Below are 24,801 nucleotides of genomic sequence, written 5' to 3'. Positions count from 1 at the left end.
CCTAGAGAGCAACGCGATATATATATTTTCTTAATATCTAAGAGTTGGGAAACACCTATTAGATATTTTGATTTGTAAACCGGGGGTTGCGTGATACACCCCTAAGCCACTAATAGCTGACATAACTTATCCTCAAGATCCCGTTCTTGAACCGTCATCGCTTGGATACCCTGCATGATGATCGTTCGACTGTCGAGTCCACTGGCGTGGAGTTTTAACCATTGCTGGGCAGTATTACCCTCCCGGAGAATTTTCTTGAGGGGTGAGAGGAAACAACTGAATCCGTTTTGTTTGGCAATTGCCCAAGCTTCGGGGTAAATTTCCTCAATCCAATCCCGCGCCAAAATCTTTCTCCCATCCTGCCAATGCCTGAGTTCAGCATCTAAGCTCGATTGAGCAGCGGCAGCTTCGTTGGCATCCGTCAGCGCCACCAGGTCAGCCGCACGGGTTGAGGCGGGGAATGTACTACGTTCGAGTGGGTCTAGTGTGGGATCGGCAAGCAGTTGAGCAATGCGAGCTTCCAGTAGTGCCATAACCGAGAGTAAAGCGATCGGATCGACGATCAAGTCACAGATTCTCAGTTCTAGGCGATTGAGGTCATAGGGGCGTCGATTGCCATTGGGTCGAACGGATGCCCAGAGGTGACGCACATTTTGCATCGTTCCGAGCTTAAGCTGGTCTTCTGTCCACTGAATAAAGTGAGCGTGACTTTCAAACAGGGGAACGTCTGCCGGGGTTTTGGGGAAAACTTGCCAACGGGTGGAATGAGAGCCAGTCGGTTGTCCATCCAAAAAGGGAGAAGAGGCGCTCAGAGCTAGATATAGGGGGGCTTCCACTCGTACTAATCGACAAGCCCGCATCAGCAATTCTGGGTCAGAGATGCCAACGTTGATATGGATGCTGGCGGTAACAACTTTTGTGCCGTAGGTATGTTCGATGTAGTCGTGGTAGGGATTATTCGGGTCGGAACGGTAAAAGCGATCGCTCCCGCCCAAGGACAAGGTACTACCAGGAAGTAGGGTGTAATCGCCCAAATGCTCTAGATAAGCTCGTAATTTCTGCCGGGGGCGCACGATGGCACAGAGGAGGCGATCATAGGAATAGATGGGTGCGGTGGTGTATTCTACATTGCGGCTATCCGGTTCCCGCACAAATCCATCCAGGGACGCCACAATCTGGTCGGAGAGACCGACAATATCGCCTTGGGGCGTACCCGTGTACATTTCGATTTCCAAGCCTTTTGATAGAAGCACAATTGTTCCTCAGCTAAGCTGAGTGGCGAAGAGAGTAAGTAATGCAGGGTATGTCAAAAAATGTATCGAAGAAGACGAAACAAAAGGTCTTTCCCTAGTTTGGCATTAAAGTCGATACTGACGGTAGACATGACTAGCAGCCCGATGAACTAAGGAGTGACGGTAGATGAGGGCATCGAAGTCGTCGGCATAACCGCCACCGATGACACTAGCAACAGGATAGCCTGCGGCAACGCAGGTACTTAAGACCTGCATTTCACGGCGGTAGAGTCCGGTATCGGTGAGGGCTAATTTGCCTAAGCGATCGCCTGTATGAGGGTCAACTCCAGCGTCATACAGAACTATATCAGGCTGAAATTCACTTAGTAAGTCAGGAAGATATCTCGCTAGGGTTTGTAGGTAGGCGTCGTCTTCCATGCCTTCGGGGAGAGGAACGTCTAAGTCACTAGTTTGTTTGGTACTGGGGAAGTTAATTTCACAGTGCATTGAGAAGGTGAAGACAGTTGGGTCATCCTGGAAAATGAAGGCGGTACCGTCTCCTTGATGGACATCGAGGTCGAGAATGAGAATTTTTTGAGCGAGTCCTTGTTGTTGCAGGACACGCGCTGCGATCGCTAAATCGTTAAAAATACAAAAACCTGAGCCATAACTCGGAAAGGCATGATGGGTTCCCCCGGCGGTATTACAGGCTAAGCCATACTTGAGGGCGAGTTGGGCAGTGAGGAGGGTACCACCGACGGCGGTGCAGGTGCGCTTGACAAGGGCAGAACTCCAGGGTAATCCGATACGCCGTTGGGCTTTGGTGTCGAGGGTGCCTTTCAGGTAAGCTTGGACATAATCGGAGGTGTGGACAAGTTCAATCCATTCAGTTGGGGGGATTTCCGGGGTATGGAATTGGTCTAGGGTGGCAATGTGCGAGTTCAGAAGTCGTTCGTAGAGTTTCCCAAATTTGGGCATGGGAAAGCGATGTCCCTCTGGGAGTGGGGCGACGTAGTCGGGATGGTAGATGATTGGCAAGTCCATGAGGCTGAGGAGTTGAAACCGCAGATTTACGCAGATTATTTTGGGAGTATCCCAACTGTGCACGCTTTAAACAAGGGTGAAGAAAGTTTATCTTGATATCTAAAATAATGCTCCTCAGCTCCTCCGCTCGCCTGGGCTGCCTATTCTGATTTTGAGTATTTGTTTGCCTAGATAAAGTCCTCTTACTTAGATCTTGCACCAGTGGCAATAACGGTCAGTGATTTTAAGCACTGTCTCATAGTCGAAGTCGTCTTCATACGACTGGATGAGCATTTTAGTCCACTTGAGTGGACTTGAGCTATTCGCTGTAGAACTTAAGTTCTTGGCGGGTTATGTGCTTACTGAGAATGGTGCAAGATCTCAGATTACTTTTTTCGCCGCACCAATGTTAAAATCTTTTTCCTCAACTTCTTCGGTTGCCAAAAATTACTAGCTTCCAGCTTAGATTGAAGCGTTACCAAGTTTTTCCGGAAAATAATAGTATTAGAATGATCACTGCCCAAGACCTGTTCGCTGACCTTTAAAGCTTGCATTAACAGAGGCGTTGCTTCCTGATAGCGTCCTTGAGCATCGTACAAGGAGGCTAGATTATTGAGTGTTGTCGCTACATCAAGATGATGAGTGCCTAAAATAGACTTTCTCAGTTCTAAAGCTTCCACATACAGAGGCTCTGCTTCTTGATAACGCCCTTGGGCATAGTAAAGTAATGCTAGATTGTTCAACGTCGCTGCGACATCTGGGGAGTAATTTCTCTGGAAGCGTTTTCTGATTTTTAACGCTTCCACAAACAGAGGTTCTGCTTCTTGGTAACGTCCTTGAGCATAGTAAAGTAATGCTAGATTATTCAACGTTGTCGCCACCTCAGGACGATTATTTCCCAACAATTTTTTTCTAAGCTTTAAAGCTTGCCAGTAGAAGGATTCGGCTTCTCCGTAACATCTTTGTGCATAGTAGAGTCCTGCCAGATTATTTAGACTGGTGGCAACATCAGGATGGTTATTTCCTAAGCGACATTTGGCAACATGTAAGCACTTCAGAAACCAGGCTTTGGCAATTTCATATAATCCCTGACTTTTATAAAAGTTACCTAATCGATCAAGGAGCCAAAGAATTTCTTCATCTCTTACCGACTCGGTCAGCGATTGAGTTACTTCAACAAAATGGGGAATCGCATCTTTTATTAACTCAATCTCCTTAGGATTGGGAGAGTCAGGAATTTGTTGTGCAATGATTACCATGGTCTGGATAAACGACCGTTTGAGTTTGTCAGATTGTTCTGATACTTGTTGTTTAGTTTGAAGGAATTCCCGGATTAAAGGATGTATTTTGTAGTAATCCTTTCTAGATTCAATTAACTGAATTAGCTGCCATTTTTCAAGTTGATGTTTGGCTCGATTGAGGTCTTCTTTTCCCCAATTTAACGGTTTACTGGCAAACTCAACGAGTTGCCAGGGAATCATTTCCGGTGCAAACAAACTTAAGAACTCGCTAACCTGCTGTGTCGTCGAATCAAGGTTTTGCCAAATTAATTCAAATGCCGCTTTCACTCCGCGCTGTGCTGTATTAAGGGTTAGCTGTAGTTCCACTTCTGAGGGGTTGATTGCTTCTTCTTTCAGTCGCTGGGCTTGCAGCTGATTTAACATTTCTCCCCAGGACACATTGGGATTTTCCGCTAAATACCGCCCCACCAACTCCAATCCCAACGGTTGATAACCTAAGCATTCAAACAGTTGGGATACAACATGCTGTTTCCATAAGTCATGGGGTGAAAGTCGTTCGGCACCCACTAGTTCTGTTAGTCGTTCCCAAGCCTTCTCTTCTGACAGCCTAGATGATTCAACCAAATCGGTGTCTAGCGATTGCTGCAATGTACCCATAGAAAATTGAGTAGATGTGTAGAGCGGGAAGTGCGAAAGAGCGTCAGAAGTAGGTTGCTACCATGCAGCCGCTCTTCAGTTTCCTGAATCACCTATATTTTTTTGTAATACGAATGTTGCGTATTACGATTTATCGTGCTATGTCTCCGTTTCGGCTTGGAGTAATAGAGCTGGCAATTTAGATTAAATAAAGGTTACAGCTATTAGACTTGATTGAGAAATGGGAGGCTTTTGTAAAAAAACTAGTAATAAGCTGTAATACATCGTTAGCATCATAGGTCAATCTGTTGATGAGCAGCAACCCAATGGAGTAACCTTTATCAAATCTTTAATTATTATTAAGAAATTCTATAGCCTAGTGGTTGATTTTGTGCTGCGGACTTTGTGGGCAGGGCAATGGAGAATAGGAAATAGGCAACGGTATCACATGACCCATTGCCCATCACTGGTAGTTTATATAACCAAGTAGCGAACGAGATTAGTTTTAGGCGTCTCGATTAAGCGCCGATATCACAGCCTGCTGCGCCACGGTTGGATAAACCTTGTCTAGATACTGTCTTACAGCTTGAGCGTCAGTAGAGGCTAAGGGAATCGTTCCTAAAACATCGAGAACGGTGCGGTTGTCTGGTGGTGGCGCAATCACAACCAGAGAAGAATCAAGTGGTTCTCCATATTGCCAAAATTGCTTAATGTCAAGCCCCGTTGAGGGATTGGGGATGAGGGGTGTACTCTCCTTTTCTTCTAAGTAGGTCGGTGAGACGCCTGTACTAGACTCCTGCCCCTCTGAATCTTTACTCCGCAAGCGACGCAAGTTATCTAAAATTTGTTCTTTACTCCGTCCGCGTAATTGGAACAAGACAAAAGGGTCTTCACTGAAGCGATCGCCTAATTGGTAGTAAACGGCTCCAATATGCTTACAGGGATTTTGGGGGTCAGGACAACTACACCGCGATCGGATATCCGATAACGTAAACGGAAACAAGCTCAACCCGTTTGCCGTAAAAACTTTTTCAATATTGTGGGGCATCTCGCCAGCTAATAACTGAGCCGAGTAAATGGCTTCTTGAGCCATTGTTTCCACAATATAATTCCAGTCTTCCTCCGTGAAAGGGTCGATAGACAAGGAAAGTTCATAGGGTTCTGGCGCGGTACCTTGTACCTTGGCTAATACTTCTGGCCCTTTAAACTCAATACTCAGAACATTACCTTCTTTGGCATATTTACGCGCTCGCTCCAAACGCTTTTTGAAGCGATAGGAGTTGAGCAAATCATTCCATTGTTGCACCCACCAAGGAGGAGAATCGATTTCGTAGTTAGTCACGTTTCCTCAGTTATTAATTCTTAAGTATGTAGAAAATAGTTCGAGGGATAGAAACGAATTCGTTCTCAACGAAACTTACGTTCCGACTCCTGAATGGGCAAATCATTGATACTGGCTTCCCGTCGTCGCATTAGTCCGTTGTCAGCAAACTCCCACTGTTCATTGCCATAGGCACGATACCACTGACCCGAATCCGTGTGATACTCGTACTCAAATTTAACGGAGATGCGGTTATCGGTGAAACTCCACAATTCTTTCTTGAGCCGATAGTCCAGTTCGGTGTTCCACTTGCGAGTGAGAAATTCTCGAATCTTGTCCCGTCCGGTGAAGAATTCTGCCCGGTTTCGCCAAACCGAATCTTCGGTGTAAGCCAAGGATACTCGTTCGGGGTCCCGGGTGTTCCAGGCATCTTCTGCTGCCTGTACTTTGGCTTTAGCTGTTTCTAGGGTAAATGGAGGTAAGGGAGGTCTACTTTCCATATAAAAATCTAATCGTTGGATACTGAACAAATGGAACTTCAAGGTAGAAGAAAAGCTAATCATCAATTACCGCATTACGGTCAAGCAGTAAGAGCGATCGCAACTGGTCTGTATCCATATCGGTTAACCAATCTTCACCCGCGCCTACGGCTTGTTCGGCTAGTTGTTTTTTACTCTCAATGATGTCGTTAATTCGCTCTTCCAACGTACCATTACAGACAAATTTATGCACCTGAACATTTCGGGTTTGTCCAATCCGAAACGCACGATCCGTTGCCTGATTTTCTACGGCTGGATTCCACCATCGATCAACATGAAAAACATGATTAGCCCGTGTTAAATTAAGACCTGTTCCACCCGCTTTGAGAGAGAGAAGTAGAATCCTTGGACCTTCAGGGTCGTTTTGGAAACGGTCAACCATCTCCTCTCGTTGTTGTTTCTTCGTTGAGCCATACAAGAACAACGTTTCCCAACCCAATTGTTTCTCTAAATAAGGTTGGAGAAGTTTGCCCCACTCCGCAAATTGAGTGAAAATTAAAGCTCTGTCGCCTTCAGAAATTGCCTCTTCTAACATTTCCTGTAGGCGCAGTAATTTTCCTGAGCGCTTAGCCTCTCCTAAGTTTTTCTCTTTCAGGTATTGTGCTGGATGATTACAAACTTGCTTGAGTCTTAGGAGTAATGTCAAAATCAACCCGTGACGCTTAATCCCTTCAGATGATTCAATTTCAGTTAAAGACTCATCCACCAATTTTTGATAAAGGGTCGCTTGTTCCGCAGAAAGACCACAGAAAACATTCATTTCTTGTTTTTCAGGCAAGTCTTGAATGATGTCTTTGTCTGTTTTGAGGCGGCGAAGAATGAAAGGTTGAACCAGCGATCGCAAAGTTTGTAACGAATCCCTATCCCCAAACTTCTCAATGGGCATGGCAAATCGGCGTTGAAAAAATTGCTGATTACCTAAATACCCTGGATTGAGGAAATCTAAAATCGACCACAATTCGGACAAGCGATTTTCTATGGGTGTCCCCGTTAAGGCAATCCGAAATCCTGCCTTGAGTTCCCTGGCAGCTTTTGATTGCTTCGCTGATGGATTTTTAATATTTTGGGCTTCATCCAACACCACACCTTGCCAGGAAATATCCTCAAGGGTGGTAGCATCTCGAAACAGTAAGGGATAGCTGGTAATCACTAATTGTTTATCCTTAACGGCTCTAGCAAATGCTTTGCCTTTGAGTCGTTTATCCCCATGATGAACGATTACTTTTAAAGAGGAACCAAATTTTTTAACTTCTCGTTCCCAGTTCCCTAACACCGAAGTTGGGCAAACGAGGAGCGTGGGTGATTCTAATACCTCCTGCTGTTTGAGATGCAGCAGAAAGGCAATAGTCTGAATCGTTTTTCCCAATCCCATATCGTCCGCGAGGCAAGCACCCAAGCCCCATCGTTCTAAGAAAGCCAGCCAACTAGCGCCTCGTAATTGGTAAGGTCGTAAAGTGCCATGAAAACCTTCGGGTGTCTCAATCAGCTCAACCGATTGATTACCTGTGAGATTGGTAATCAACTCTTGCAGTGCCCCGGATGCCTCAAATTTAACCACTGGCAGTTTTGCCAGGGTGGTGGTGTCACCCGTACTGAGGCGCAAAGCATCTTCTACACGCAGCGTCATTTCCTCTTGGGAGGTGGCAAAAATAGCTTGAGCGGCTTTTACATCGGAGGGTTGCAGAGCAATCCATTCGCCACCGACTTCTACAATCGGAGATTGAAGCGACATCAGGCGATCAAACTCTTTTTTCGAGATCGTTTTATCGCCAATTGCCAGATCCCATTTGAACTTGAGCAGGCTTTGCAACCCCAAACGCTCTTTCTGCTTGGATTGTGCCACCTCAGCACTAATGCTGATTCCCAGGCGTTTGGCTCCTGCTCCCGGCGCTAATCCGGGTGGCATGACAATTCCTAAACCATTGTCTTGTAACCGCCAAGCACTCGCCCGAATGAACTCATACACCTCGATGGGCGTTAGCTCACAAGACTGAGGACGGGGTTGATGTAAGCTGGGTTCGATGGGGGGATAGAGGCGGGTAGCCAATCCTAAACCTCTGAGGAATGTCTCCTGAGGTTGCTCAATGGTTCGTCCTTGATATTGCAATTGCTCGGCTGGCTGGCTCCATATTGTTTTGGCATCTACCAAAAAGTCTGGATGATCCACGGCTTGTAAGCAGTATTCCAACTGCCAGTTGGTTTCGCCCGCAGTTGGGGGTTTGAGCGCAAAGCAGGTGCGCCATAGATTTTGTCTTAAGCTTTGGGAGGTGGGTGCAACTAAGTTTTGTTGGAGTGGAGTTGTCCAGGTTTGTAATGCGGCTTCTAGTCTGGCTACCGCTTCGGGAGGTGCCTCAAGGGGATCAGAGGTTATGGAGAGACTTCGCAGCCACTCTTGTACGGTGGATTCTGTCTCTGGCAAAGCTTGAGCTTGTACCCAATGACGCACTTGAACATCAACGACACAACTCAAGAAAGCTAGTAGTAATTCCTCAGGGGGGATGGCAGATAAAGCCGTCAAGTCTCTGCCTTGTCCCCCTTGTCCCCCTTGTCCGCCGTCTCCCGTCCCTAGTTCCTGATAAGCTCGACAAGACGAGGGCATAAGTTGGGTAAACTTTTCTAAACGCGCTTGGTCTATAGCACTGTCGAGTAGGGGTTGCCAACCTGCAACCGCCTCACCATTGGGTTGTCGGTACAATCCCGGTAAAAACTTACATCGACTCAGCAGATCCAAACTCCACCGCATGACTTGTGACCAAAAGCGCAGTGAGCCTCCCACATAAGCGTCAGCGGCTTGAAAAGAGCCAAGGGGTAGCGCTTGTAGGAGTTTTACCGCCTCCGCAGGTTCCAGGCAAAACCCTTCGACTGTCCAGAGTTGCCATTCTAGAGGTGGGTCATCGCTATTGTCTAATAGGCTTTGGGTAGACAGTAGGGGATATGCCCCTTCCGGGGATGCTGTTTGGGTCGGTAAAGCTATAACTTTAGCTTGCCATTTGTTGGGTTGACTCTGTTGCACCGGCTGATGGCGATTTGGGCGAGAACTCCCAGAGGTTTCGATAAATTGATCGATAGAAAGACGATGAAAACGCAAAAAAGACGTTAATTCCGCCTGCGTCATTGCGAAGGGATGAGATAAAGCACCATTTGCAGATGAAGACCCTAAAGAGGCCTTAGTACGCCAGGTTTCCCCCCAAATGAAGAGATGCCCACTATTTCCACCCGATATCCAACTGCCCTGTAAAATCGCCATCTGTAAAAAATTTTGAGTTATGTACCAAACGCCAATAATCGTGTCTGAAGTGCTTAAATTTAGTCCTTCTAACTAATGACTCATTTTCCAGTCTGCTATTGTTTTGACCTCTTAAATAACGATCATCTATCCCCAGTCAGCCTTAGTACATAAGTGTTACGATTGCAACATACAAAAGAACATGATAGAGAGAAGGACAAAGTACTCAATGGTAGAGTTAGACAAGTCAATATCCTTCGACGGACGGGATATTCGACTGAAAGTGGGTCTACTTGCCCCACAAGCCGGTGGTTCCGTGCTGATTCAGTCGGGCGACACGGCAGTTTTAGTAACAGCAACACGCGCCCAAGGCCGAGAAGGCATAGATTTTCTTCCCTTGTTGGTTGATTACGAGGAACGACTCTATGCGGCTGGTCGGATTCCAGGTGGATTTCTGCGACGGGAAGGTCGTCCGCCAGAAAAGGTGACGCTCACCAGCCGTCTGATTGACCGTCCCCTGCGCCCCCTATTCCCCAGTTGGCTTCGAGATGATATTCAAATCGTAGCAACTACCCTGTCCATGGATGAACAGGTACCACCCGATGTTTTGGCGGTAACGGGAGCTTCGATCGCAGTATTACAAGCCAAGATTCCATTTTATGGGCCGATGGCAGCCGTGCGAGTCGGTTTAGTCGGTGATGACTTTATCATCAACCCAACGTACAGAGAAATTGAGTCGGGAGACTTGGATTTGATCGTCGCCGGTTCCCCCGATGGCGTGATTATGGTAGAAGCCGGTGCCAACCAACTGCCAGAGCAGGATATTATTGAGGCGATCGACTTTGGCTACGAGGCGGTGCGGGACTTAATTGAAGCCCAGCGCGAGTTGATGGCATCTTTAGGCATTGAGGTGACCATCGCCGAACCACCGGTGGGAGATACCACCCTAGAGCAATTTATCCGCGATCGCGCAACGACTCAAATCAAAGGAATTCTCTCGCAATTTGACCTCGACAAACACAGTCGGGATACCGCTTTAGATGAAATCAAAGCGAATTCGGTTGTGGCAGCCATCGCCGAATTACCCGAAGACGAACCGGTTCGAGTCGCCGCAACGGAAGATGATAAAGCAGTCGGCAAGATTTTCAAAGACATTACCAAACAACTGATGCGCCGTCAGATTGTTGAAGAAGGCGTTCGGGTTGATGGTCGCAAACTCGATGAAGTGCGCCCCGTCTCTTGTAAGGTCGGTTTATTGCCCCAGCGAGTCCATGGCAGTGCTTTGTTTAACCGGGGACTCACTCAAGTGTTATCCACGGCAACCTTGGGAACCCCAGGCGATGCTCAAAAGCTGGATGACCTCAACCCCGAAGAAGATAAGCGCTATCTGCATCATTACAATTTCCCACCTTATTCAGTTGGGGAAACCAAACCGATGCGATCGCCCGGACGCCGGGAAATCGGTCACGGTGCTTTAGCCGAACGCGCGATAGTCCCCGTCTTACCCCCCCAAGAAGACTTCCCTTACGTCCTTCGGGTCGTGTCGGAGGTACTTTCTTCCAATGGTTCGACCTCGATGGGTTCGGTTTGTGGGTCTACCCTGGCATTGATGGATGCTGGCGTACCCCTGACGAAGCCAGTGAGTGGCGCAGCCATGGGTCTGATTAAAGAAGGGGATGAAGTCCGGATTCTCACCGATATTCAAGGCATTGAAGACTTTTTGGGTGACATGGATTTCAAAGTCGCCGGTACTGATACCGGGATCACGGCTTTGCAAATGGACATGAAAATCACTGGTTTGTCGATGGATGTGATTTCCGAAGCCATTAAGCAAGCCCGACCGGCGCGACTGCATATCCTGGAGAAAATGCTTGTAGCCCTAGACAAACCCCGTACAGAGTTGTCGCCTTTCGCGCCTCGCCTGCTAACGATGAGGATTGATCCAGACCTGATTGGTCTGGTGATTGGACCTGGCGGTAAGACCATTAAGGGGATTACCGAACAAACCGGGGCCAAGGTGGATATTGAAGACGACGGTACGATTACCGTTTCTGCGGTCGATGGTGAAAAGGCCAAAAAGGCAATTAACATCATTCAAGGCATGACCCGGAAGCTGAATGAAGGGGATGTCTATTCTGGTCGCGTCACTCGGATTATTCCCATTGGTGCTTTTGTAGAATTGCTGCCTGGGAAAGAAGGCATGATCCACATTTCTCAACTCGCGGACTATCGCGTCGGTCGAGTAGAGGATGAGGTCGCGGTCGGGGATGAAGTTGTGGTTAAAGTTCGAGAAATTGACAGTAAAGGGCGCGTCAATCTCACTCGTTTAGGCATTCACCCAGACGAAGCCGCAGCAGCGCGGGAAGCGGCAGCGATGACCTAGACATAGAACCCTTTTAGCAAGGATGAAGTAAGAAGGATGAAGCGTTACAATCTTCATTCTTTTCGCTATAAGTAAAGGTTGATTTTTACCTAAAAACCTACCGTTAGCTGTTGTGAATGGGTAGGAAAGTTGACCTCTAAAAAAGTGTTAATTCTGAATATTTTTATACTTCAGACTTAACACTTCAGCCTTGATTAAAATTTATGAGTTTTGAGTTAATTAGGTCTTCTAAATAAATTACATTTAATTCTTAGGATGAAATCCAATGTTTAATTCAAAACTCATCAAAAAATAAGATTAAAGATACTTGTATGAAGTACCGTCTATTAATTGCTTTAATTGTTTTTGTCTGGGTGCCCTTTTTGATGTTATTTAGGGGCAGTGCCGCACCATCAGTAGCAACCCCTTCAGCCGCACCCACCGCAGAAACATCCGAGCCTTCGCTGCGTTCCCTGGCTCAAAAGCGAGGAATAGGCATTGGTACCTCAGTCAACTTGGGTCCCTTCATGAACGATCCCAACTACCGAGAGGTTCTAGCACGCGAGTTTGAAATCTTAGTACCCGAAAATGCTTGGAAATTTGAGTTTGTGCATCCAACGCCTGATCGCTACGAATTTGGTCAAGTCGATACATTAATCAACTTTGCCAAAGACAATAATATGGAAGTGCGCGGTCATCCTTTGGTCTGGCACTATTCATTACCTAAATGGATTAATGAAGGCAACTTCAGCCGAGACGAATTGATCAAAATTTTAGAAACCCACGTCAAAACATTAGTCGGTCGTTATCGAGGTCAAATTCCTACTTGGGATGTCGTGAATGAAGCCATCAATCGAGATGGCTCTTTGCGTGATACGATTTGGCTGCGAAATATTGGCCCTGAATATATTGATATGGCTTTTCAGTGGGCGCATGAAGCTGACCCACAAGCCAAGTTATTTTATGGGGAGTACATGACGGAGGAGATTAATCAAAAGTCAGATGGCGTCTATACTTTAGTTTCAGGGATGCTACAGCGTGGTGTACCGATTGATGGGGTCGGTTTCCAATCTCACTTAGGATTAAGCTATTTACCGAAGCTGGACTCCCTTGCTCAAAACTTTGATCGCTTCAATCAACTGGGTTTAGCGGTGCAGTTCACTGAATTGGACATGAAAATTCAGGATGGTAAAGGGAGTTTAGAAGAGCGTTTGGCAAAACAAGCGAAAGCTTATAGTGATCTCCTCAGGGTGTGTTTACAGGCTAAAAAATGTACAGCACTCATTACTTGGGGATTTACAGACCGATATACTTGGATTGCTGATGTAACGGGCGAGGTAGAGGCACCCCTCATTTTTGATGCCTCTTATCGCCCCAAGCCGGCTTACGACGCCCTTAAAGAAGTTTTAAGTTCTAAGTAGCATAGTATCAGGGTCTTAAGTCGGCGAAGGTTTCGGCTTCTCAGCAGATGGTGAAGGTTTGGGACTTGGAGTTGGCGAAGGTTTCGGCTTCTCAGCAGATGGTGAAGGTTTGGGACTTGGAGTTGGTGAAGGTTTCGGCTTCTCAGCAGATGGTGAAGGTTTGGGACTTGGAGTTGGTGAAGGTTTCGGACTTGCAGTCGCTGATGGTGAAGGCTTGGGACTTGCAGAAGTTGGTGAAGGTTTCGGACTTGCAGTCGCTGATGGTGAAGGTTTGGGAGTTGTAGAAGTCGGTGATACCTTCGGACTTGCAGTCGCTGATGGTGAAGGTTTGGGAGTTGTAGAAGTCGGTGATACCTTTGGACTTGCAGTCGCTGATGGTGAAGGTTTGGGACTTGCAGAAGTCGGTGATACCTTTGGACTTGCAGTCGCTGATGGTGAAGGTTTGGGACTTGCAGAAGTTGGTGATGGTGTTGGACTCTTAGGTTTTTCCGATTGGCTCTGCCATTCCGAAATCGGGCGATTTACGGCATACTCAAAGTCTATCGGGACTAACAGAACTTTTAACTGCTCAGGTGATTGTGATTGTGGTGCTGGAGCTACATGAGCATAGATAAAACTGCGATTAAAGTCGGGTTTGCCTAAAATTAACCGATAATTTTCCTTATTATTTAGCTGTACCTTGACAGTTGCAAAGGGTTGATCAAATCCATACTCCTGACGATCTTTTGTCGGCACAAAAAAAGAGCGATCGCTTTTTCCTTCTGCTAGCAAATTCAACAAAAAAGCGACAGCCGCATCACTTGCTGGAGCCTCTTTAGGCTGCTTCATTCGCCAATTCGTTGTTTTCCCACTGACTCGATCAAATTCCAAAGTTTCTTGAGCGGTGTAAAGAGTCACAGATTGAATCTGGTCTTCTTTAAACGAAAAAATGGGTTCTTTTGTAGTCTTAGTCGCTTCCTGGTTTTGGGCACGCTGAGTTTCAGAGTAATAAACAACACCACCCAGTAACGTTGCTGTGATTAATAAAACTAGAGTTGTCCGCTGTAGCTTCATACTCAAGGGGTTGAAAGTTAGCAGATTTTAAAGTTGAAGGTTTTAAAGTTGAAGGTTTTGAAGTTGAAGGCTAGAAGTTTCTAAATCTCAACTTTCAACTTAGATTTCGTCCTGGTATGAACTCCGGTGCTGCGCTAACAACTTGCCAACGTTCAACCTTAACGGCGTCGCCACCACATGACTGCCGCTGTCATCAAACCCAGTAAAGGCATAATCAATAATCCTGTCCAACCGAGTACTCCAGCTTGCATGGATGTTAAGTTAATGCGACGGTTTTTCTGTTCTTTGGGACGGATGGACAAGGTTTGATCGTCCCGATTGCTTAACCAACTAATGGAGTTGAGAAAAACATCTCCATTCAGTTGCTGCTCAAACCAACCATTGCTACTAAAACTGGAGTTGCCGATCACAACGAGTCTTGACTCAGATGTCCTCTTATCGATGGGTTTTTCATTGACGAATGAAGGGGACGCTTGTCCGGTTGGAGACGGTGACGGCGAAGGAGATGCCCCAGGACTTGCCGTTGCCTGCGGTATTGGTGTGGGTGAGGCTGGGACTTGCCCTGTAGGGGAGGCTGTTGGGGAAGGAGATGCCCCAGGACTTGCCGTTGCCTGCGGTATTGGTGTGGGTGAGGCTGGGGCTTGCCCTGTAGGGGAGGCTGTTGGGAAAGGAGATGCCCCAGGACTTGCCGTTGCCTGCGGTGTTGGTGTGGGTAAAGCTGATGGGGGTATAGCTTTGCGGCTTAAGGCAACGGCTAGGGTTAAAGGGCCTGGGCGATCGCTTTTTGGATCGAATTGTAGGGGTTGCGTCTCAGGGGTACTTTCAGCCCAACTCTGCTCACTCGTCCGCAACAGGGGAGTTTCTGTAACGCCTTGTACGGGAGTCACCTCTACCGGTCGCGCTACTGGATAGAGAGAGTAGTTATTTCCAAAATCTCTGGTAATGGGATGATTGCCGTAGGTGGTAACCAGGGGTGTGGCAGGGCCAAGTCCGACGACACGCCCCTCCCCTGAAGCATCAATCACAATCTGACGCTCTAGGTTGACTCCCCAATCGGTTAATAAGCTATCCAGTCCAGCATTGATTTCCGGGTCAATCATCAATAGTAAGCTGCCGCCGGTGGAAAGATAATTGTTCAACGCTTGAACTTCTGGCTCAAACAGCGCCCGCTTAGGACCGGCAACAACGACTAGAGAAGCATCTTTAGGAACTTCTGTGCGCTCAGCTAAGTTGAGCGGTAGGGGGGTAAAATTTTTATCTTTTAAGGCACTGACTGCTTGAGAAAGTCCACCTTCTACCTCTTCTAAGGGGCGTTCTCCATGCCCTTGGAGGAAGTAAACTTTATCGATGCGATCGCTCGTCAATTGTTCAAGACTATTGGTCAGCTTGATTTCCGACAAACGCTCTGCCTCGTTGACCGTTTGTACCAATTTTCGGTCTTGACCATACTCTAGGTGAACTTCTCCAGGTAACTTAACGTCAAACTTTTGAGCCAGTCCCGGTTTTAACTGCGGGTCAACAAACTCATATTCCAAATTCGATCCATAGCGACGGTAATTTCTGAGCAATTCTAAGTCCGCTGGGTTAGGCGTCCCAGAAAACATCCAAACCTTCACGGGTTGCTGCAATGTTTTCACCACCCGTTGCGACAAGGGCGAGAGGGTAAAGAGCTGGTTTTCTGTTAAGTCGATTCGCTGCCCATAGCGAACGGCTAAAAAGTTAATCAGCCCCAAAATTATAATCATTGCCAGGGTGGCGATAATGGCATTGGTTCCGGCTTGAGTGGAACGGCGTCCCCAAAAGCCGGGTGAACTGCCTACCAAGATCAGCCACAATCCGATCATGACCAGTCCAGCAATCAGCAACCCCAAAGCGACTGGCGACCATTGACCAGCAACCGCTCTGGCACTTAGACCCATGATGCTCAGGATCGGGCCGAGCCAAAACAGGTATTTAAAATAATTCGTTTTCTGTTTTTTGGCAATGGTCTTCATAGTCGTCATTAATTATTAGTTATTAGTCATTAGTCTTCAGGAATGGGTAATGGGTAATAGAGAATTTCATCGGGTCTGTTGCCCTTCCAGTTCCCAATTCTAAATCCCAACAGACTATTGACTTAAGTGCGCTGGAAGCGTAATGCATCAATAGATTGAGCCGTTAAAAATATCCCCAGAATAATGTAACTGGCGAATAAAATTAGACTACTAGGGTCGAGGATGCCTCTAACAAGGTTGTTATAGTTTTCCAGCAACGATAAATGACCGATGGCTTCACCGATGGGGCCTTTGACACTTTGGGCAACCCAACCAATCACCCACAGGAAAATATTCAGCCCAAAGGTGATGAAAGCTGCCACAATTGTGCTGTCAGTTAGGGAAGAAATAAACATTCCTAATGAGAGGATTGAAGCCGCTAATAAGATTAATCCAGCGTGAGCGAGTAAGGGGACAGCGGGGGCAAGGGGGGGATTGGTAGACGAGAGCGCGATCGCTTCATAAACTAGCAAGGGCAGGATCATGAACGTGAAAAACGCTAGCACGCCCAATAACTTCCCGACCGCTACCACCCAATTGGTAATGGGGGAGGTTGCCAATAGTTCTAACGTTCCGTATTTACGTTCCTCGGCATATAGCCCCATCGAGAGAACCGGCAATACAAATAATGTTAGGGGGCCGAGGAAGCCCAAGAAAGCATTTAAAAATTCATAAGCCACATCCAGGGGTGGTGCGGGTACCCCCATTTGATCTCGCTGCGCGACTTGCTGAATGATGCCATCTGGACTTAGGAGAATTGCGACAAAAAAGAAACCCGACAATAGCCAGAATATGCTGGCGACTAAATAAGCCAAGGGCGAACCAAAATAGCCTTGTAATTCCTTGCGAAAAATCGCCAAAATGTTGGCAATCACGACACCCATTTATTCCTCTCCTCCAGATGCTGCATTGGCGGTAACATCAGACTCCTCAATCTCATCATCCAACGGTTCGAGGGGTTGTTCCCTGGTCGTCAGTTCTAAAAACACATCTTCTAGTGTGACGCGAGTCCGTCGCATTTCATGGATTCCCAACCCTGCGCCAAAGGTAACTGCCGCAATATCGCGTCCAGGTTCAGCATCGGGGGCATTGACAATGCGAATCAGGGAGCGATTTGGGGGGAGTTCGGGATTTTTAACGAGTTCTACCATACAGATTCCGGGCACAATCTGTAATAATTTTTGTAACTGATGGGCATCGCCGTCTACTTCTAACTCATAACCTGCCCCTCCTGCCAATTGAGCCATCAAGTTTTCGGGACTATTAGTTGCCACAATGCGACCTCGGTTGATAATCGCAACGCGGTTACAGGTCATACTCACCTCTGGCAGAATATGGGTCGAGAGGATAATTGTATGCTCTCCGGCGAGGCTTTTAATTAAGTTACGGACATCGATGATTTGCCGGGGGTCGAGTCCTACAGTGGGTTCATCGAGAATAATCGCTGGGGGGTCGTGGACAATCGCTTGAGCAATGCCGACACGTTGGCGGAAGCCTTTGGAAAGTTTGCGAATCAAGATTTTGCGCTTTTGGGTTAGGTTGCAGCGTTCCATCGTCCAATTGACTCGTTCCGTGCGATCGCCCGCAACAACGCCTTTAATTCGTGCTACAAAGTGCAAAAATCCCTCAACCGTCATTTCTCGATACAGGGGAGGCGTTTCTGGTAAGTAACCAATCCGCCGTCTGATTGCCATCGAATTTTCATGCACATCGTAGCCAGCAATTCGGGCTGTGCCACTTGTTGCGGGTAAATATCCAGCTAAAATCCGCATGGTGGTTGTTTTCCCGGCACCATTTGGTCCGAGGAAACCCAAGATTTCTCCAGGCTCGACTTTGAAGGTAACATCCTGAATGGCTGGAGCAGAACCGTAGATTTTGCTGAGATGTTCGACTTCAATCATGGGTGCTGGTCGTTTGTCATAAGGGTTTTACTACTTGGGTTGGGGGAAAAGCTAGGATGCTTGGTGGATGCTGCCCAACTTCCACCCTTGAATATTTCTTAGATTAACGCCTGACGGGTCTGCCGTTTTCTAAGAGCGGTGGAAATGGGTTACAGGTTAGTCGATCTTCGAGTTGAATGTTGGTCATGAAGACCAGTTTGCCAGTTATCAAGTCAGCCAATTGAACTTCTAGCTTTAACCTTCACGCTTCTCACCTGCAACGCTCTAACCCATCCCCTATCAATGTTTTTGTTCTAGTAAAAAGCAAATCATGGTTCAGTCCACTCTCTACGTCAACCCACAAACGGGTAAGGATACCGGTACTGGTAACGCTCAGTCCCCGTTCAAAACTTTAACGCGGGCACTCACCGCCGCATCATCAGGAACAACCATTCAGTTATCAGCCGGAACTTACAATGCTGCTGGGGGAGAAGTATTTCCTTTAGTTGTCCCCACTGGGGTGATGGTGCTGGGACATGAACCCAGTAAGGGGAAAGGAATTGTCATCCTAGGCAGTGGGAAATATAATAGCCCGACATTTAATGTACAAAATGTCACCCTGCGGCTGGAGTCGAAGGCTCAATTGCGGGGTGTAACCGTGACCAATCCTGTAGAAAAAGGAACCGCCATTTGGGTGGAATCAACAGCACCGATGGTTACCAACAATACCTTCACAGGCTGCGGTCGTGAGGGGGTGTTTGTCACCGGTACCGGCAAACCCTTAATTCTGGATAATATATTTATTCAAAATGCAGCCAGTGGCGTGTTTTTAGTCCGCAATGCCAAAGGGGAAGTGCGACGCAATCTGTGTCAAAAAACCGGTTATGGCATTGCGATTAGTGATTCAGCCGCACCGTTAGTCACAGATAACAATCTGGTGGGCAATCATTCGGGCATTTTCCTCTCCCGTGGCGCTAGACCTGTACTCCGTCGGAATTTGATTGAAAAAAATACTCATGGGGGTCTGGTGATTACAGGGGAGTCTAAACCGGATTTGGGCAGCACTCAAGACCCAGCGGGGAATATCCTGCGGGATAACGGTCAAGTTGATCTGCAAAATAGCACGTCTTTCACGTTGGTTTCCGTGGGCAATCAGCTCAATCCGACACGAGTCTCCGGGCCTGTTACATTACGCTCAGCTCAAGTTCCAACCGCGATGACGGGACCGACTCTGTTTAGTGATTTGGGCAATCATTGGGCGGCAGCATTCATTCAGGGATTGGTGACACGAGGGCTAATTCTGGGCTTTCCCGATGGAACCTTTAAGCCAGAAGCCAGCATCACCAGGGCGGAGTATGCGGCAATTATTGCCAAGACGTTTGATTTACCCCGGCAACGGGGAACGGGAGCGGGGGTATTTTCCGATGTTCCAGCTAACTTTTGGGCTTCATCGGCGATTCGGGTTGCCGCTGGGATGGGTTTCATTGCAGGTTTTCCCGATGGCACGTTTCGTCCGCAGCAAAATTTGACGCGGGTACAGGCGCTGGTGTCCCTGGTGAGTGGGTTAGGACTGGGGAGTGGAAATGTTAACTTGTTGGTGTTCTACAGCGATCGCGCTCAAATTCCTAGCTACGCCACAGAAGCAATCGCCACCGCCACTCAACGACGACTGGTGGTGAATTATCCTACACCCAATCAGCTCGAACCGATGCGTAACATTACTCGTGCTGAGATTGCGGCGTTGATTTATCAAGCTTTAGTCTCCACAGGACGAGCGGAGGCTATAGCCTCTCCCTACATTGTTAGCCCTAACTTATCCCTTCCTTCATTTAGCGATATTCAGCAACACTGGGCATCTGAATTTGTGCGTCGCCTCGCGAACCTGAACCTCGTCACTGGCTTTGCGGATGGATCGTTTAAGCCCGATGAACCGCTCTCGCGAGCTCAGTATGCCGCCTTAGTGGTTAAAGTGTTTAACCCCACCCCGATTCGCCCTGATACCAAATTCATCGATATCCCGGCTGATTTTTGGGCTTTACCTGTGATTAGTCAAGCCTATCGTGGCGGGTTTTTGTCTGGCTATCCAGACCAAACTTTTCACCCCCAGTACAGTTTGCGGCGGATCGATTTGATGGCTTCCATGGTACATGGGCTTTCTTTACCCAGTGCAGATGTCAAAGTCTTGGAAATTTATGAAGATCGCGATAGTATTCCAGCTTATGCTAAATCAGCGGTTGCTGCTGCCACTCAGGCTGGGATTGTGGTCAATTACCCCAACCCCAAGCTCCTGCAACCCAAACAGGAGGCTTCCCGTGCGCTAGCGATCGCATTTATGTATCAGGCATTAGTCAGAACCGGTCGCGTGAGTGCGATCAATTCACCTTATATTATGTCAACGCAGCCGAATTGAGGTTTGATGAGGGAGCTCTTGGAGTCGAGGAAACTTTCATTTCCTGCCACAATCCAAAATCTAATACCGACCATTGAGATGAGGGAGCCAACCGCAGACCCAGCCCTTGCCTATGCCGTTGCGCTACTCCAGCACTATGGGTTTGAACTCAGGGGCTACACGGCTGAAGAATTAGTAAATTTGTGGCTCAAGAACCATTCAGCCCATTGGATACGTTTAGGTGTAATTGAGGCACTCTATCAGGGACGGTATAAAGCCGTGTCTGTCGAGCAAATCTTAGCCGTCTGGGCGCGGCGCGGACAGCCCATTTATCGGTTTAACCATGAGTTTGAGCGGCTGATTAGTCGTAAACTGCCCCAAAAGCTGGCAGCCTACTCGGCAACGCGCACAACGGATCTGAACCTGGAACCGAGTCTACCGCTATTCACTCCCAGTTTATCGGATACCCTCGATGAGAGCGTAAGGTCGGAGTCCATCCCCGCAGAGCCACCAAGAAGCGCCAACCCGGAGACGGTGGCACCGACAACGATGTCAGAACCAGAGGTAACCGAGACATCCATCCAGTTGGAGGACGAACGACAAGAGGCACCCACCCCTACAGGTACCCGTCCTACTTATGAGGCAAAGTGGTCTCGGTGTGATATGAATAAACAACCCATTCACCAATTCACTCCACCTCCTGACCCTTCCGACTTTTACCTCAAGCTCAAGTCCGTCGCCGAGCAGCAAGAGGTAATGCCCAGTAAACTTAAGACGCTGCTCAGCGAGGAGGTTGAATCAGAGCCGCCTCCGCCTGATTCCGCTCAAAATTAATTAAGAAATGCCTCACCCTGCGCTTCTTTAAATGAGGCGGAGGCTATAGGACACTCACCTCGATCATGCCCTGTGGGTTAATAGCAAATGCCATGATTTTGCATAAGGGGATAGGCAATCAGAGATAAGTACTCACTAAGAGATTATCAAAAAGCTGGGTTTAAAACTCCTCACTAAAGCTCCGGGTTCCTCTAGCACGGCTTTACAGGGAGCATGGTAGTATGTGAAGCATGACAGAAAGAGCCTACCGATATCGCTTTTACCCAACTCCGGAGCAAGAAGAACTCTTGCTTCGGACACTGGGTTGTGTTCGGTTGGTTTACAACAAAGCTCTGCATACCAGAACTCAAGCCTGGTACGAGCGCTCCGAGCGGATTGACTACAAAGAGACATCCGCCATGCTGACTTCTTGGAAAAAGCAGGAAGACCTGCAATTCCTGAACGAGGTAAGCTCTGTACCGTTGCAGCAGGGCTTGAGAAATCTGCAAAAGGCGTTCACCAACTTTTGGGCAGGTCACGCCAAGTACCCCAACTTCAAAAAGAAGAGAAGTGGTGGGAGTGCCGAGTTTACTCGTTCTGCATTCCGATGGAAGGACGGGCAATTGTGGTTGGCAAAGTGTAATGACGCTCTGCCTATCCGCTGGAGCCGCACTCTCCCCGCATGTTGCGAGCCTTCCACCGTTACAGTGAGATTGGAACCATCTGGACGATGGGTGGTCTCTCTGCTTGTTGATGACCACACCGTTAAGCCACTGGAACCAGTGGACAAAGCGGTAGGTATCGACCTGGGAGTTACTTCCCTGATAGTCACGAGTGATGGGGAGAAGATTGCCAATCCCAAGCACTTTAAGCGCCTTCGCCATAAATTGAGGAAGGCTCAAAAAGTTCTCTCTCGTAAAGTCAAAGGCTCTAACAATAGAGAGAAGGCTAGACGTAAAGTGGCTAGGGTTCAAGCCCAAATTGCCGATGCCCGAAAAGACTTTCTTCACAAACTGACGACTCGATTGGTGCGCGAAAACCAAACGATAGCGATCGAGGATTTGTCTGTGAAGAATATGCTGACCAACCACAAGCTTGCACAGGCAATTGCTGATGCTAGTTGGTCTGAATTGGTTCGTCAGTTGGAATACAAGTGCCAGTGGTATGGTCGCACACTGGTCAAGATTGACCGTTGGTTTCCCAGCTCTAAACGCTGCGGACATTGCGGTCATGTTGTCGATAAGATGCCGCTTAGTGTCAGGGAGTGGGAGTGTCCAGAGTGTGGCACTCGACACGATAGAGACATTAACGCTGCACGAAATATTCTTGCCGCTGGATCGGCGGTAATCGTCTGTGGATCGGGTGTAAGACCTGATGGGCATAAGTCCAAAGGGCAACTGAGCAAAACCTCGAATAGAGGAAGGAAGCAGAAACCTAAATCGTGTTAGCGCAGCGAGGCGTTAGCCTGGTTTAGGAATCACCGTCGTTCCACGACGGTGAGGAGGTCAATCTTGAAGATAAGGATTGCGGACTGCAACGGACAGGACGTGGTTTGGCGTAAGCTTAGTTCCTAGTCAGTTATCTGAAAAGTCCCTGAATGTAAAGACTGATGAACAGGCTAAACTTCTGTATAGCCTCTCGTCTTGGTGCTGCCTCTCTATCAATAGTCTCAGCTCCCCTAGACTCCACTTTTCAGATAATGGCTAAAGCTACGTCGCAAAAATTAACTTTTGCCAGGGCGCTCATGATTCAACCAGGCTTGTTACTTCAAGATCGCTACCGTGTGCATAAACTCCTGGGTAAAGGAGGTTTTGGTCAAACCTTTGAAGTGGATGATGGCGGGACAGTAAAAGTCCTAAAAATTCTCAGGGCGGATCGTTTCCAAAGCCCGGAAGGTAAAAAAAAGGCCGTCTCTCTCTTCCAACGAGAAGCTTTAGTTTTGAGTCGGCTACAGCATCCCGGCATTCCTAAGGTTGAGCGGGATGGATATTTTACGCTGGCTGACGGGAATGGTGAGCAACTGCACTGCCTGGTGATGGAGAAAATTGAGGGGTTGAATTTAAAGCAATGGCAGTCGAAACGTGGGAATCAACCCATCCCTCAAGAACAAGCGCTCATTTGGTTGAAGCAACTTGCTGATATTCTGGCTCAAGTCCATCAACAAGAACTCGTCCATCGGGATATTAAACCCTCTAATATCATGATCCGAAGCACTGGACAACTGGCCTTAATTGACTTTGGAGCGGTTCGGGAAATCACTGAGACCTTTTTACAGAAACAAAAACAGAATGCTACAGGAACGGTAATTATTTCAGCGGGTTATACCCCCCCAGAGCAAGCGGAGGGTCATGCTGTGGCGCAGTCGGATTTCTTTGCCTTGGGACGTACCTTTGTCTATTTATTGACTGGCAAACACCCGAATGATTTTGATAAAGACCCGCGCACCGGTCGGCTGCAATGGCGAGAGAGTGCCCCGCATATTTCGCGGGAATTGGCAGATTTAATTGATTACCTAATGGCAACCTTTCCCGGTAAACGCCCTCAAACGCCACAGATGATTTTGCGTTGCCTTGAGGAGATTGTCTCCCCACCGCCCTTGCCACTCCCCCCTCCGATTGTGGAACAAACGCGATCGTCCGATTCCTATCCCTCAAAGCCGAAAGGATTCTTATCTCTAATTTCCAGCTTTCTGCCCACGACTAGCACAAATTCTAACCCTTGGGCTAAAGCGAGACTCCGCCGAACCCTGACGGGACATGGGGATGTGGTGAAAGCGATCGCCATTAGTCCTGATGGTCAAACCTTAGTCACGGGCAGTTATGACAAAACGGTCAAGTTATGGTCACTCAACACCGGAGAAGTCCGAAACACTCTGAACGACCACACCCACCGGATTACTAGCGTTGCCATCAGTCCTGATGGTCAAACCTTAGCCACGGGCAGTTATGACAAAACGATTAGGTTGTGGGCGCTGAGTACTGGAGAATTACTCCATACCCTCACTGGTCGTCCGGATCGAGTTCGCTACCTGGCTTTTAGTCCCAATGGTCAGACTCTGATCAGTAGTGGGGATTGGGAAATCAAAATCTGGGCTGTCCGCACCGGGAAGCTGCTGCGTATTTTGGCGGGAAACTCCAATTCCGCTCGAATTGTCGCATTGACGCCGGATGGTCATACCTGTGCCGTTGCGAGTTTGGATGGCACCCTTGAGTTGTGGAATCCCCACACGGGCAGATTGCTTCGCACGTTTTCCAATCAGTTGACCGAAATTACATCTCTTGCTTATAGCCTGGATGGGCAAGTCCTTGCTAGTGGAAGTAGTAACGCGATTCACCTGTGGAACCCGACAACAGGCAAACAACTGCGCGGCTTTTCGACTCAGTCGAGTGGAACGGCGTCCATCACCTTTAACCCGGATGGTAAGACCCTTGCCTGCGCCAGTGGCAAAATCATTGAGTTGTGGAATTGGCAAACCGGAAAACGGCTATGTACGCTTTCGGGTCATTTCAGGGCTGTTGAGTCTGTTGCCTTTGGACTGAAGGGACAAATTCTGGTGAGTGGCAGTAGTGACCAAACCATCAAGATTTGGCAGCCAATGTCCTAAAAGGGATGCATCCCGTTTTTGTAAAAAT

The 24,801-nt window shown here is 47.9% G+C and carries 17 protein-coding genes and 1 pseudogene; 8 read left to right on the top strand and 10 right to left on the bottom strand.

Annotation, left to right across the window (positions count from 1 at the left end; translation table 11 throughout):
• Window positions 1–101: 101 nt before the first annotated feature.
• From gshA to MIC7113_RS04385, 6 genes are all read right to left on the bottom strand, one after another.
• A complete protein-coding gene (gshA, locus tag MIC7113_RS04410; protein WP_015180966.1) occupies window positions 102–1,253 on the bottom strand; it encodes a glutamate--cysteine ligase in 1,152 nt (383 codons plus the stop codon).
• Between the two features lie 105 nt (window positions 1,254–1,358).
• Window positions 1,359–2,276, bottom strand: coding sequence for a histone deacetylase family protein (locus MIC7113_RS04405; protein WP_015180965.1), 918 nt, complete (start codon window positions 2,274–2,276; stop codon window positions 1,359–1,361).
• A 365-nt stretch (window positions 2,277–2,641) separates the two neighbouring features.
• A complete protein-coding gene (locus tag MIC7113_RS04400; protein ID WP_015180964.1) occupies window positions 2,642–4,153 on the bottom strand; it encodes a tetratricopeptide repeat protein in 1,512 nt (503 codons plus the stop codon).
• Window positions 4,154–4,637: 484 nt separating this feature from the next.
• Complete coding sequence (locus MIC7113_RS04395; protein WP_015180963.1) at window positions 4,638–5,474, bottom strand: SWIM zinc finger family protein; 837 nt, start codon at window positions 5,472–5,474, stop codon at window positions 4,638–4,640.
• Window positions 5,475–5,539: 65 nt separating this feature from the next.
• A complete protein-coding gene (locus tag MIC7113_RS04390; protein ID WP_041780450.1) occupies window positions 5,540–5,953 on the bottom strand; it encodes a nuclear transport factor 2 family protein in 414 nt (137 codons plus the stop codon).
• Window positions 5,954–6,008: 55 nt separating this feature from the next.
• Complete coding sequence (locus tag MIC7113_RS04385) at window positions 6,009–9,239, bottom strand: DEAD/DEAH box helicase (RefSeq protein WP_015180961.1); 3,231 nt, start codon at window positions 9,237–9,239, stop codon at window positions 6,009–6,011.
• Window positions 9,240–9,447: 208 nt separating this feature from the next.
• Here MIC7113_RS04385 and MIC7113_RS04380 point away from each other — a divergent pair, with 208 nt between their 5' ends.
• The 4 genes from MIC7113_RS04380 to MIC7113_RS37925 all read left to right on the top strand — a co-directional run bounded on the left by MIC7113_RS04380 (window position 9,448) and on the right by MIC7113_RS37925 (window position 13,605).
• A complete protein-coding gene (locus tag MIC7113_RS04380; protein WP_015180960.1) occupies window positions 9,448–11,601 on the top strand; it encodes a polyribonucleotide nucleotidyltransferase in 2,154 nt (717 codons plus the stop codon).
• Between the two features lie 311 nt (window positions 11,602–11,912).
• Window positions 11,913–13,001, top strand: coding sequence for an endo-1,4-beta-xylanase (locus MIC7113_RS04375; protein ID WP_015180959.1), 1,089 nt, complete (start codon window positions 11,913–11,915; stop codon window positions 12,999–13,001).
• A gap of 47 nt (window positions 13,002–13,048) precedes the next feature.
• Window positions 13,049–13,285 (top strand): hypothetical protein, encoded by a 237-nt coding sequence (locus MIC7113_RS37930; protein ID WP_172642211.1) that lies wholly within the window; start codon window positions 13,049–13,051, stop codon window positions 13,283–13,285.
• Window positions 13,216–13,605, top strand: a complete 390-nt coding sequence (locus MIC7113_RS37925) for a hypothetical protein (RefSeq protein ID WP_172642210.1) — start codon at window positions 13,216–13,218, stop codon at window positions 13,603–13,605. Before MIC7113_RS37930 ends, MIC7113_RS37925 begins: the two co-directional genes overlap by 70 nt.
• Here the strand turns inward: MIC7113_RS37925 and MIC7113_RS39160 are convergent.
• The 4 genes and pseudogenes from MIC7113_RS39160 to MIC7113_RS04355 form a co-directional block, all read right to left on the bottom strand.
• A pseudogene (locus MIC7113_RS39160) lies at window positions 13,509–13,829 on the bottom strand (DUF4340 domain-containing protein); the annotation flags it as partial. The gene MIC7113_RS37925 and the pseudogene MIC7113_RS39160 sit on opposite strands and share 97 nt — an antisense overlap.
• 383 nt (window positions 13,830–14,212) lie before the next feature.
• On the bottom strand, window positions 14,213–16,048 hold the full coding sequence (locus MIC7113_RS04365) for a GldG family protein (RefSeq protein WP_015180957.1): 1,836 nt from the start codon (window positions 16,046–16,048) through the stop codon (window positions 14,213–14,215).
• 122 nt (window positions 16,049–16,170) lie between these two features.
• Complete coding sequence (locus MIC7113_RS04360; RefSeq protein WP_015180956.1) at window positions 16,171–16,971, bottom strand: ABC transporter permease; 801 nt, start codon at window positions 16,969–16,971, stop codon at window positions 16,171–16,173.
• Entirely contained in the window at window positions 16,972–17,988 is a 1,017-nt protein-coding gene (locus MIC7113_RS04355; protein WP_015180955.1) for an ABC transporter ATP-binding protein, read from the bottom strand. It abuts the gene before it with no gap.
• A gap of 310 nt (window positions 17,989–18,298) precedes the next feature.
• Here MIC7113_RS04355 and MIC7113_RS04350 point away from each other — a divergent pair, with 310 nt between their 5' ends.
• The 4 genes from MIC7113_RS04350 to MIC7113_RS04335 all read left to right on the top strand — a co-directional run bounded on the left by MIC7113_RS04350 (window position 18,299) and on the right by MIC7113_RS04335 (window position 24,773).
• Complete coding sequence (locus MIC7113_RS04350) at window positions 18,299–20,377, top strand: S-layer homology domain-containing protein (RefSeq protein WP_015180954.1); 2,079 nt, start codon at window positions 18,299–18,301, stop codon at window positions 20,375–20,377.
• Window positions 20,378–20,455: 78 nt separating this feature from the next.
• On the top strand, window positions 20,456–21,190 hold the full coding sequence (locus tag MIC7113_RS04345) for a hypothetical protein (protein WP_155897925.1): 735 nt from the start codon (window positions 20,456–20,458) through the stop codon (window positions 21,188–21,190).
• A gap of 230 nt (window positions 21,191–21,420) precedes the next feature.
• Window positions 21,421–22,617: an RNA-guided endonuclease InsQ/TnpB family protein gene (locus MIC7113_RS04340; protein WP_015180952.1), complete on the top strand. Its 1,197-nt coding sequence runs from the start codon at window positions 21,421–21,423 to the stop codon at window positions 22,615–22,617.
• A gap of 251 nt (window positions 22,618–22,868) precedes the next feature.
• Complete coding sequence (locus MIC7113_RS04335; RefSeq protein WP_063822970.1) at window positions 22,869–24,773, top strand: serine/threonine-protein kinase; 1,905 nt, start codon at window positions 22,869–22,871, stop codon at window positions 24,771–24,773.
• Window positions 24,774–24,801 lie beyond the last annotated feature (28 nt).

Origin of the sequence: Allocoleopsis franciscana PCC 7113, from assembly GCF_000317515.1 — a bacterium.
GTDB classification, from domain to species: Bacteria; Cyanobacteriota; Cyanobacteriia; order Cyanobacteriales; family Coleofasciculaceae; genus Allocoleopsis; species Allocoleopsis franciscana.
The sequence above is the reverse complement of the archived record's forward strand: the minus strand, read 5'-3'. Positions and strand labels throughout refer to the sequence as shown.

Coding starts and splice junctions, on each gene's coding strand:
- MIC7113_RS04355 (WP_015180955.1), bottom strand. CDS start 17,988: ATGATTGAAGTCGAACATCTCAGCAAAATCTACGGTTCTGCTCCAGCC.
- MIC7113_RS04400 (WP_015180964.1), bottom strand. CDS start 4,153: ATGGGTACATTGCAGCAATCGCTAGACACCGATTTGGTTGAATCATCT.
- MIC7113_RS04375 (WP_015180959.1), top strand. CDS start 11,913: ATGAAGTACCGTCTATTAATTGCTTTAATTGTTTTTGTCTGGGTGCCC.
- MIC7113_RS04390 (WP_041780450.1), bottom strand. CDS start 5,953: ATGGAAAGTAGACCTCCCTTACCTCCATTTACCCTAGAAACAGCTAAA.
- MIC7113_RS37930 (WP_172642211.1), top strand. CDS start 13,049: ATGGTGAAGGTTTGGGACTTGGAGTTGGCGAAGGTTTCGGCTTCTCAG.
- MIC7113_RS04380 (WP_015180960.1), top strand. CDS start 9,448: ATGGTAGAGTTAGACAAGTCAATATCCTTCGACGGACGGGATATTCGA.
- MIC7113_RS04385 (WP_015180961.1), bottom strand. CDS start 9,239: ATGGCGATTTTACAGGGCAGTTGGATATCGGGTGGAAATAGTGGGCAT.
- MIC7113_RS04350 (WP_015180954.1), top strand. CDS start 18,299: ATGGTTCAGTCCACTCTCTACGTCAACCCACAAACGGGTAAGGATACC.
- MIC7113_RS04405 (WP_015180965.1), bottom strand. CDS start 2,276: ATGGACTTGCCAATCATCTACCATCCCGACTACGTCGCCCCACTCCCA.
- MIC7113_RS04345 (WP_155897925.1), top strand. CDS start 20,456: ATGAGGGAGCCAACCGCAGACCCAGCCCTTGCCTATGCCGTTGCGCTA.
- MIC7113_RS04340 (WP_015180952.1), top strand. CDS start 21,421: ATGACAGAAAGAGCCTACCGATATCGCTTTTACCCAACTCCGGAGCAA.
- MIC7113_RS04360 (WP_015180956.1), bottom strand. CDS start 16,971: ATGGGTGTCGTGATTGCCAACATTTTGGCGATTTTTCGCAAGGAATTA.
- MIC7113_RS04335 (WP_063822970.1), top strand. CDS start 22,869: ATGGCTAAAGCTACGTCGCAAAAATTAACTTTTGCCAGGGCGCTCATG.
- MIC7113_RS04365 (WP_015180957.1), bottom strand. CDS start 16,048: ATGAAGACCATTGCCAAAAAACAGAAAACGAATTATTTTAAATACCTG.